The sequence below is a fragment of the Nocardioides ganghwensis genome (assembly GCF_014779655.1).
Lineage (GTDB): Bacteria > Actinomycetota > Actinomycetes > Propionibacteriales > Nocardioidaceae > Nocardioides > Nocardioides ganghwensis.
The window spans coordinates 62,820-72,997 of sequence record NZ_JACXYX010000020.1; the positions used below are offsets into that span (position 1 = coordinate 62,820).

At 71.5% G+C, this 10,178-nt stretch carries 8 protein-coding genes; 5 read left to right on the forward strand and 3 right to left on the reverse strand.

The annotated features are described in order from the left end of the window. Positions 1–325: 325 nt before the first annotated feature. Entirely contained in the window at positions 326–1,462 is a 1,137-nt protein-coding gene (locus IEZ24_RS19150; protein ID WP_242498588.1) for a lipid II:glycine glycyltransferase FemX, read from the forward strand. 7 nt (positions 1,463–1,469) lie between these two features. After that, on the forward strand, positions 1,470–2,549 hold the full coding sequence (locus tag IEZ24_RS19155) for an alanine racemase (RefSeq protein WP_129456609.1): 1,080 nt from the start codon (positions 1,470–1,472) through the stop codon (positions 2,547–2,549). On the opposite strand, the gene IEZ24_RS19160 is transcribed toward IEZ24_RS19155, so the two are convergent. After that, on the reverse strand, positions 2,460–3,701 hold the full coding sequence (locus tag IEZ24_RS19160) for a hypothetical protein (protein WP_129456608.1): 1,242 nt from the start codon (positions 3,699–3,701) through the stop codon (positions 2,460–2,462). The two genes, IEZ24_RS19155 and IEZ24_RS19160, sit on opposite strands and share 90 nt — an antisense overlap. Positions 3,702–3,709: 8 nt before the next feature. Further along, positions 3,710–6,037 (reverse strand): transglycosylase domain-containing protein, encoded by a 2,328-nt coding sequence (locus IEZ24_RS19165; protein ID WP_129456607.1) that lies wholly within the window; start codon positions 6,035–6,037, stop codon positions 3,710–3,712. 73 nt (positions 6,038–6,110) lie between these two features. Here IEZ24_RS19165 and IEZ24_RS19170 point away from each other — a divergent pair, with 73 nt between their 5' ends. The 3 genes from IEZ24_RS19170 to IEZ24_RS19180 all read left to right on the forward strand — a co-directional run bounded on the left by IEZ24_RS19170 (position 6,111) and on the right by IEZ24_RS19180 (position 8,556). Next, positions 6,111–6,695 carry a PadR family transcriptional regulator gene (locus tag IEZ24_RS19170; protein WP_129456606.1) on the forward strand — a complete coding sequence of 195 codons (585 nt, stop codon included), beginning with the start codon at positions 6,111–6,113 and terminating at the stop codon, positions 6,693–6,695. A 46-nt stretch (positions 6,696–6,741) separates the two neighbouring features. Next, positions 6,742–7,824, forward strand: a complete 1,083-nt coding sequence (locus IEZ24_RS19175; RefSeq protein WP_129456605.1) for an inositol-3-phosphate synthase — start codon at positions 6,742–6,744, stop codon at positions 7,822–7,824. A gap of 102 nt (positions 7,825–7,926) precedes the next feature. Continuing rightward, positions 7,927–8,556, forward strand: a complete 630-nt coding sequence (locus IEZ24_RS19180) for an HAD family hydrolase (protein ID WP_129456604.1) — start codon at positions 7,927–7,929, stop codon at positions 8,554–8,556. A gap of 9 nt (positions 8,557–8,565) precedes the next feature. On the opposite strand, the gene IEZ24_RS19185 is transcribed toward IEZ24_RS19180, so the two are convergent. After that, positions 8,566–10,011, reverse strand: a complete 1,446-nt coding sequence (locus IEZ24_RS19185) for a CCA tRNA nucleotidyltransferase (RefSeq protein ID WP_129456603.1) — start codon at positions 10,009–10,011, stop codon at positions 8,566–8,568. Positions 10,012–10,178 lie beyond the last annotated feature (167 nt).

Sequence of the window (10,178 nt, forward strand, 5' to 3'; positions counted from 1 at the left end):
GATGGATCCCCCAAGGGTCGGTGTCCGCACCTGTGCGCGAACGAGGCGGGGGCGCGAAGAACCTCGGTCTCCCACAGACCGCGTCGCGGCCCCCTCAGACCAGAGGACGTCGGGCGCACCACAAGAGGTACGCCCAAAGGGCGGATTCGGTTGAACGTGCAACCTTTCTTGAGGAAGCCCTGACGAACTTGACGGAACAGGGGGTCCCACTGCGAGGACGAAGTCGTGTCGGGAGTGCAACCAAACGGGTCCGTGCTGCGTCTCTCCTGACGAGGGGACCAGACACGTACGGGGGTCGTGTCTGGTCCCTTGTAGCCTTCACGGGGTGACGACCCCCCTGACGCTCCGCCCGATCTCCGCGCCGGAGCACCGTGAGTTCATCGCCGGCAGGTCGTCCGCCAGCTTCCTGCAGACGCCGGCCTGGGCGAGCGTGAAGGCCGACTGGAAGCCCGAGTCGATCGGCTGGTTCCGCGACGGGGACCTCGTCGGCGTGGGGCTCGTCCTCTACCGCCAGCTGCCGAAGGTCAGGCGCTACCTCGCCTACCTCCCCGAGGGTCCGGTCATCGAGTGGGCCGGCGACGACCTCGAGGAGTGGCTCGCCCCGATGGTGGCGCACCTCAAGCGCGAGGGCGCGTTCGCCGTACGGATGGGCCCGCCTGTGGTGACCCGTCGCTGGTCGGCCGCGCAGGTCAAGGCCGGGATCGCAGACGAGTCCGTACGCCGGCTCGGCGACGTGCCTCCCCACGAGCGGTCGCAGGAGGGTGCGTGCGTCATCGCGCAGCTGCACGAGCTCGGCTGGCAGCAGCAGACGGGCGAGGGCGGCTTCACCGCGGGGCAACCGCAGTTCAACTTCCAGGTCCCGCTGGTCGACGAGGCCGGCGAGCCGCGCACCGAGGCCGACGTCCTCGCCGGGATGAACCAGCTCTGGCGGCGCAACATCAAGAAGGCCGACAAGGCGGGCGTGGAGGTCTCGCTCGGTGAGCGCGCCGACCTCAAGGCGTTCCACGACCTCTACGTCCACACCGCCGAGCGCGACCACTTCACCCCGCGACCGCTGTCCTACTTCGAGACCATGTACGACGCGCTCGCCGCCGAGGACCCCGACCGGATCCAGCTCTGGCTGGCCCGGCACGAGGGCGACCTCGTCGCCGCCACGATCGCGATCCGCGTCGGCACCCACGCCTGGTACTCCTACGGCGCGTCCTCCACGGAGAAGCGCGAGGTGCGCGGGTCCAACGCCGTCCAGTGGGCGATGATCCGCCACGCCCTGGCCGGCGGCGCCCACGTCTACGACCTCCGCGGCATCACCGAGACCCTCGACGCCGACGACCCGCACGTCGGGCTGATCCAGTTCAAGGTCGGCACGGGCGGCGAGGCCGTCGAGTACGCCGGCGAGTGGGACCTGCCGATCAACCGCGCGATCTACAAGGCGTTCCAGGTCTACCTGGCCCGGAGAGGGTGAGGGTGGCATGAGCCTGACCCTCACCGTGGACGGCGAGCGGTGGCGTCGGCACCTGCTCGCGACCGTCGAGCGGCACCCCGGCATCGTCCCGGTCGCCAAGGGCAACGGCTACGGCCTCACCCTCGGTCGTCTCGCCCGCCGCGCACAGTGGCTCGCCGACCACGCCTCCGACACCGGGGCGCCCGTCGACACGATCGCCGTCGGGACCTACGACGAGGTGGAGCAGGCGGCCACGCGCTACGACGGCGACCTCCTGGTCCTCACGCCGTGGCGGCCGTTCGGTGCGGCGCTGGACCTCGACCCCCGCACGGCCGCGCGGGTCATCCACACCGTCAGCCGGGTCGAGGACCTCGGCGACCTCCGCGAGCGGCACCCGCAGGCGCGGTTCGTCCTCGAGCAGCTCACCTCGATGCTGCGCCACGGCATGACCCGCCGCGACCTCGCCGCAGCCGCCGACGCCCTCGGTCAGGGGCGCAGCGGCCTGCGCGGCGTCGCGATGCACCTGCCGCTCAACACCACCTCGCACCTCGGCGAGGTCACCCGGCTCATCAACGACGTCGTCGCCTCGGGCCTGCCCACGCGCACGGTGTTCGTCTCCCACCTGACCGGCGCCGAGCTGGCCAGGCTGGCCACGAGCTATCCCGACTTCACCGTCCGCCCGCGCATCGGCACCGACCTGTGGCTCGGCGACCGCGGGGCGCTCTCGGTCACCGCGACGGTGCTCGACGTGCACGAGGTCGAGCGCGGCGACACCTTCGGCTACCGCGGCCGCAGCGCGCCCAAGCACGGGCACATCGTGGTCGTCAGCGGCGGCACGGCGCACGGCATCGGCCTCGAGGCACCCACCGGCGACCAGTCCCTCAAGGCGCGTGCGGCGACCCTCGCCCGCGGCGGCCTCGACGCCGTCGGGTTCGTCCGGTCGCCGTTCTCCATCGACGGCAAGCAACGCCTCTTCGCCGAGCCGCCGCACATGCAGGCCTCGATGCTGTTCGTCCCGTCAGGGGCGCGGGTGCCCCGCATCGGCGAGGACATCGACGTCCGGGTCCGCTTCACCGCCACCGACTTCGACCGGGTCGTCGTCGGCTGAGGCGTCCCTCAGCACCGCGACCACGAGCCACACGAGACCGGCGACCCGCAGCAGGATCGCGAGCCAGTAGGCCCGACCGTCGTCGGCCACGGTCGGCACCAGCGCCTGCCCGACGTACCACCCGGTGATCACCCAGCTGACGAGGTGCAGCCCCTGCCAGACCAGCAGGTCGCGCCAGCGGCGTACGGCGACAGCGGCCAGCGGGAGCACGAGCAGGGCGGTCTCGGGCGGGGCCGAGGGTGCGACGACGAGCGCGGTCGCGAGCAGGACCAGTCCCGCCCGGGCGGTGGTCAGCGGTGTGGGTGAGCCGTCGCGCCGCACCAGCCACCACACGGCACCCGCGGCCCCCGCGAGGACGGCGAGCTGCACGAGCGTCCGCGACACCGTGGACCCGCCGAGGCCGAGCTGGTCGAGCAGCAGCCAGACCGACCCGAGGTCGGGGGTCTCGACCCGCGCCCTGCCGGGCAGCGTGACCACGACGTACGCCGCGGCCGCCGCGAGCAGGGCGTCCACGCGGTCGCGCAGCCGCCCGCCGACCGCGACCACGCCGACGAGGGCGACGGCCACCGGGAGGGCGAAGGCGGCACCGATGCCGGCGCCGACTCCGGCGAGCCAGGGTCGGCCCGACGTCCAGCCCCACAGCAGGACGGCCACCCCCACCGCGGCGAGGAGCTCCCACGACAGCCAGTGGACGAGCAGGACGGGCGACATCGCCCAGCCGGCCGCGGCCCACGGCCGGCGCGCGTCGACCCGGACGAGGAGTGCAGTGGCGAGGAGCGCGAGCGCGGCGAGGAGGACGGCCAGGACGGCGGTCGTGGCGACCGTGCCCGAGCCGGGGAACGCCTCGGCCAGCCGGACCACCCAGGTGGCGACGTGCGGCGGCGACCCGGCGTCGGCGGACGCGCCGGCCAGGTCGGTCCAGCACAGCTGCGCGAAGGGCTGGTCGGGCCGGCTCCACCCGGACGGGACGCAGGCGGTCTTGCTCGCCATGCCGCCGGCCAGGACGACCGCGGTCGCGCCGAGCAGGACGCGCTGGGCGTTCCACCAGGGGTGACCCGCCGCGTGCACCCCCACGGGGCCTCCGACGACCTCCGACATCGCCGACGCGACGGGGTCGGTGCGCGTCGGCGCTTCCGGGGGCGGGCGGTCCACCGGTGTGCTCAGGGTCGGGCGTCGGGCAGCGGCTGGCGCAGCTGGGACCGCCCGGTCGGGGTGGCCGGGGGCGTCTCGGTCGGCACCGGGGTCTCCGTCGGGACGGGCGTCTCGGTCGGGACCGGCGTCTCGGTCGGGACCGGGGTCTCGGTGGGGACCGGGGTCTCGGTCGGCGTCTCCGTCGGCTCCTCCGTCGGCTCCTCGGGCTCGACCGTGGGGGTCTGGGTCGGGGTCGGAGTCTTCGTGGGCTCCGGCGGCGGGGGCGGCGGCGGGGTGTACTCGTGGCCCTCCTCCGGTGCGTCGCCGTCGACGTAGGCGGGCTCGGGGAAGTCCTCGATCTCCCGTCCCTCCATCACCCGCTGCATGATCGACGTCCACGTCTTCGCGGGGTAGTTGCCGCCGAAGTAGCCCGACCGGCCGTCCGAGCTCGTCGGCAGCCACAGGTCGGCGCCGTCGGGGCGTACGACGTCGAGTCCCTCGCGGCCCTTGCCGCGCACGTACATCACGGCGGTCGAGATCTGCGGGGTCATCCCGACGAACCACGACGAGGACACCTCGTCGTCGTCGTTGGTGGCCGTGCCGGTCTTGCCGGCGGCCGGACGGGCGAGCGCGAGCGCCTCGGTGCCGGACCCGGACTCGACGACCTGCTGGAGGGCGTACGTCACGTCAGCCGCGATGTCGGGGTCGACGGTCTGCTTGCTGCGCTTCTTGGACTCGTAGAGGACCTCGCCGCGCCGGTCGACGACCTTCTGCAGCACGTGGACCTCGTTGCGTACCCCGCCGTTGGCGAGGGTGGCGTAGGCGTTGGCCATGTTGATAGGGCTCACCTGGGCGGTGCCGAGGGTGACGCCGACGTTCTCCTGGAAGTCGATCGAGCGCCGCGGGATCCCCCACCGCGCCCCCTCGTTGCCGGGGATGCCGAGGTCCTCGGCGGCCTGGATGACCTTCTGCGGGCCGTTGTCCATCGAGTCGACCATGTCGACGTAGGCGGTGTTGACCGAGTTCTCGGTCGCGTCGAGCATCGACACCGCGGGGCCGTAGTCGGTGTCGCCCTGGTTGCCGAACTCGGTGCCGGCGATGTCGATCGGGCTGTTGCCCTCGAAGGTGTCCTCGAGGGAGTAGCCGTCGCGGATCGCCGCGACGTTGGTCGCGGCCTTCATCGTCGAGCCGGCCATGCCGCCGGAGACGGCCCAGTTGATCTGCGACTCGAGGTAGTCCTGCCCGCCGTAGAAGCCGAGCAGCTCGCCGGTGCGCGTGTCGACAGTGGCCGCGCCGACGTGGAGGTCCTTGTTGCCGGCCGGGCCGGGCATCCCCGCGTCGGGGCGCTGTTCGTTGACGGCCTCCTCGACGTCGGCCATCACCTGGGGGTCGAAGGTCGTGGTGATCCGCAGCCCGCCGCCGTCGATCTCGTCCTCCGATGCGATGCCGCGCGCGAGGATCTCCTCCTTGACCAGCGCGAGCATGTGGCCGCGCTGCCCGCCGTACTGGCTCTGGGCGGCGATCTTGGGGAACTTCGGCAGCCGCTTGAGGGCGGTGTCGCGCTGCTCGGCGGTGATGGTGCCCATCTCGGCCATGCTCTCGAGGACGTAGGCGTAGCGGCCCTTGAGGTCCTCCTTGGCCTCCTTGCCGTTGGCCGGGTCGTACTGCGACGGGTTGTTGAGCACGGTGGCCAGGACGGCGGACTCGCGGAGGTTGAGGTCCTTGGCCGGGTGGTCGAAGTAGGCCTCGGAGGCGGCCTCGATGCCGTAGGCGCCGCGACCGAAGTAGATGGTGTTGAGGTAGCCCTCGAGGACCTCCTCCTTGCTGAGCTGCTGCTGGATCTTGAGCGAGACGACCGCTTCCTTGATCTTGCGCTTGTAGCTCTGCTCGCTCGTGAGGTAGAGGATCTTCACGTACTGCTGGGTGATCGTCGACGCGCCCTGGCGGGCGTTGCCGCGGGCGTTGGAGAAGAGCGCGCGCAGGATGCCCTTGGGGTCGATGCCCTTGTCGGTCCAGAACGTCTGGTTCTCCGCGGCGACCACCGCGTCCTGCATCGTCTCCGGCATCTCCGACAGCGGGATCGAGACGCGGTTCTGGTCCTCGTAGTAGGTGCCCAGCTCCTGCTTGCCGTCGCGGTAGTAGACGAAGGTGGTCTGCGCCTCGAAGGCCGAGTTGGGCGTCGGGATGCTGATCGCCTGGTAGAGCACGACCACCACGCCGCCGAGGACGAGGGCGCCGACGACGCCGAGGACCGCGAGGACCTTGGCGACCTTCGCCGCGCGCTGCTTGCCCGTACGCCTCGGCGCGGGCCGCCGGGTCTGGGCCTTGCCGTCGGCCCGCCGCTTCTTCACACTCACGCGGGAAAGGGTACGGGGAGCGATCCGGCATCCCTGATTCGTCACCGACGGATATATCGGTACGATAGGTCGCATGGCACGTCGTGGTGACACCATCGAGCTGGCAGTCCTCGGGCTGCTGCACGAGGGACCCATGCACGGCTACGAGCTGCGCAAGCGGCTGAACCTGATGCTGGGCTGGGGGCGGGTGCTGTCCTACGGCTCGCTCTACCCGGCGCTGAAGAAGATGCTGCGGGCCAACCTCATCACCGAGGTCAGCACGACCACGACACCGACGAGCCGCCGCCCGCGGATCGTCTACGAGGTCACCCCGGCCGGCAACGAGCAGTTCCAGCGACTGATGTCCGAGGTCGGGCCCACGGCGTGGGAGGACGACAACTTCGACATCCGGTTCGCGTTCTTCTCCTCCACCGACATGGAGATCCGGCTGCGCGTCCTCGAGGGGCGGCGCTCGCGCCTGCAGGAGCGGCTCGCCCGCGTCCAGGCCGAGCTCGCCCGCACCCAGGCCGAGGTCGACCGCTACGCCGGGGAGCTCCAGCGCCACGGCGTGGAGTCGGTCGAGCGCGAGGTCCGCTGGCTCTCCGACCTCATCCGGGCCGAGCGCGGGGACGAGGGCCCGGCCACCGCACCAGCAACCAAGCCAGTCGGCACCGACTGATCAACCCACCAGCCAGAGCAAGGCCAGCAGAGAGAAGGAGAGCCCCATGGGTTCGGTACGAGTAGGGATCGTGGGAGTCGGCAACTGCGCCACCTCCCTCGTCCAGGGCGTGGAGTACTACAAGGACGCGGACCCCAGCGGGACCGTCCCCGGGCTCATGCACGTCGTCTTCGGTGACTACCACGTCAAGGACGTGCAGTTCGTCGCCGCGTTCGACGTCGACGACAAGAAGGTCGGCAAGGACCTCTCCGAGGCCATCAACGCCTCGCAGAACAACACCATCAAGATCGCCGACGTCCCGACCCTCGGTGTCGAGGTCCAGCGCGGCCCGACCCTCGACGGCCTCGGCAAGTACTACCGCGCCACCATCGAGGAGTCCGCCGCCGAGCCGGTCGACGTCGTGCAGGTGCTCAAGGACGCCGAGGTCGACGTCCTCGTGTCCTACCTCCCGGTGGGCTCGGAGGAGGCCGACAAGTTCTACGCCCAGTGCGCGATCGACGCGGGCGTCGGCTTCGTCAACGCGCTCCCCGTCTTCATCGCCTCCGACCCCGAGTGGGCCAAGAAGTTCGAGGACGCCGGCGTCCCGATCGTCGGCGACGACATCAAGAGCCAGGTCGGCGCGACCATCACGCACCGCGTGATGGCCAAGCTGTTCGAGGACCGCGGCGTGGCGCTGGACCGCACCTACCAGCTCAACGTCGGCGGCAACATGGACTTCAAGAACATGCTCGAGCGCGAGCGCCTGGAGTCCAAGAAGGTCTCCAAGACCCAGGCCGTGACGTCCAACCTCAAGGGCGAGCTCGCCGACAAGGTCAGCGACCGCAACGTCCACATCGGCCCCTCCGACTACGTCGAGTGGCTCGACGACCGCAAGTGGGCCTACGTCCGCCTCGAGGGTCGCGCGTTCGGCGACGTCCCGCTCAACCTCGAGTACAAGCTCGAGGTCTGGGACTCCCCCAACTCGGCCGGCATCATCATCGACGCCGTCCGCGCCGCCAAGATCGCGCTCGACCGCGGCATCGGCGGCCCGATCATCTCGGCCTCGACCTACCTCATGAAGTCTCCCCCGGTGCAGATGCCGGACGACCTCGGTCGCGCCGAGCTGGAGAAGTTCATCGCCGGCGAGTGACCCCGCGCGTCACCAGACGCCAGGTCTGACGGAGGCCCCGTCCCCCTCGTGGGGGCGGGGCCTCCGCGCTCCCCGTGGTGGTCCGCCCGTACGCTCGCGAGCGTGACCGTTCGCGCACCGCTCGTCGTCGGCTTCGACCTCGACCTCACCCTGATCGACACCGCGGCCGGGTTCCGGCAGGTGCTGGAGGTGCTGGGGGACGAGCTGGGCGTGGACTTCCCGGTGGAGGAGATGACGGCCCGGCTGGGTCCGCCCCTCGACCACCTGCTCGCGCCGTACCTCCTGCCCGAGCAGGTCGCTCCGGCCGGCGACCGGTTCCGGGCGCTCTACCCCGACCACGCGATCACCACGGTCCCCGCGCTGCCCGGCGCGCACGAGGCGTTCGAGGCGGTGCGCGCCCACGGCGGGCGGGTGCTCGTGGTCACCGGCAAGTACACCCCCAACGCCCAGCTCCACCTCGACCACCTCGGCCTCGCCTCCGACCACCTCGAGGGATGGGTGTGGGGTGTGGGCAAGGCCGAGGTGCTGCGCCGCGAGGGCGCGCTCGCCTATGTCGGCGACCACGTCCACGACGTCGAGGGTGCCCGGGCCGCCGACGTGCTCAGCGTGTCGGTGCTGACGGGTGGCTGCACCCGCGAGGAGCTCGTGGCCGCCGGGACCGACGTCGTCCTCGACGACCTGCTGGCGTTCCCGGACTGGCTGGACACCCAGCTCGCCACGCGCTCCGCCTGAGCTCGGTCCTCAGCGCGCGGCCCACCACTCGCGCAGCGCGGCCTCGGCCTCCTCGGCCGACTTCGGGCCCTCGTCCATCCGCAGCTCGAGCAGGAAGGCGTACGCCTGCCCCACCTCGCGGCCGGGCCCGATGCCGAGGACCTCCATGATCCGGTTGCCGTCGAGGTCGGGGCGGATAGCGGCGAGCTCCTCCTCCTCGGAGAGCCGCGCGATCCGCTCCTCGAGGGAGTCGTACGTCCGGCGCAGGCGGTCGGCCTTGCGCTGGTTGCGGGTGGTGCAGTCGGCACGCGTGAGGATGTGCAGCCGCTCGAGCTGGTCGCCGGCATCGCGGACGTAGCGGCGCACGGCGCTGTCGGTCCACTCGCCGGAGCCGTAGCCGTGGAAGCGCAGGTGCAGCTCGACCAGCCGCGCGACGGCGTCGATGTCGTGGTTGGAGAAGCGCAGCGCCTTCATCCGCTTGCGGGTGAGCTTGGCGCCCACGACGTCGTGGTGGTGGAAGGTCACGGTGCCGCCGGCCTCGAACCTGCGGGTCCGCGGCTTGCCGACGTCGTGCATCAGCGCCGCGAACCGGGAGACGAAGTCGGGGCCGCCGCCGAGGCGGTGCTCGAGGTCGATGGACTGCTCGAGGACGGTCAGCGTGTGCTCGTAGACGTCCTTGTGGCGGTGGTGCTCGTCGCGCTCGAGCGCCAGCGCGGGCAGCTCCGGGAGGACGTACGCCGCCAGGCCGGTCTCGACGAGGAGGGTCAGGCCCAGCCGGGGGTGGGGCGCGCAGACCAGCTTGACCAGCTCGTCACGCACCCGCTCGGCGGAGATGATCTCGATCCGGCCCGCCATGGCGGTCATCGCCTCGACCACCTCGGGGGCGACCGAGAAGCCGAGCTGCGCGGCGAAGCGAGCGGCCCGCATCATCCGCAGGGGGTCGTCGGAGAAGGAGTCCTCGGGGGTGCCCGGCGTGCGGAGCACCCGCTCGGCGAGGTCGACGATGCCGCCGGACGGGTCGACGAACTCGCGGCCCGGCACCCGCACGGCCATCGAGTTGACGCTGAAGTCGCGACGGCCGAGGTCGCCCTCGAGGCTGTCGCCGAAGTCGACGTCGGGCTTGCGGGAGGACGGGTCGTAGGTCTCCGAGCGGTAGGTCGTGATCTCGACCTGCCACGGCCCCTTGCGGCAGCCGATCGTGCCGAAGTCGCGGCCCATGTCCCACACGGCGTCGGCCCAGCCGGCGACCAGGCGCTCGGTGACCTCCGGACGGGCGGAGGTGGTGAAGTCGAGGTCGTTCTGCAGCCGGCCGATCATCGCGTCGCGGACCGGGCCGCCGACCAGCGCGAGCTCCTCGCCGGCACCGGCGAACAGCGCGCCGAGCTCGTCGATGACCGAGCCGATGCGATCCAGCTCCGCGGAGACCCGTCGCTGGATCTCGACGATCGTGAGGGGTTGCAGTGCGGCGTCGGACACGACAGGACAGTCTAGGTGCCGGCCCGGGACCACCGAACAACTGATATGTAGTGATCTCCTGTCAAGAGGCAGGGTGAGGCGCCCGTCCCGAGCGATCGGGGCGGGCGCCTCGTGCTTCGTCGTCGTCGGTGCTGGTGAGCGTGTCGTTGGCGACGCGCGGTCAGACT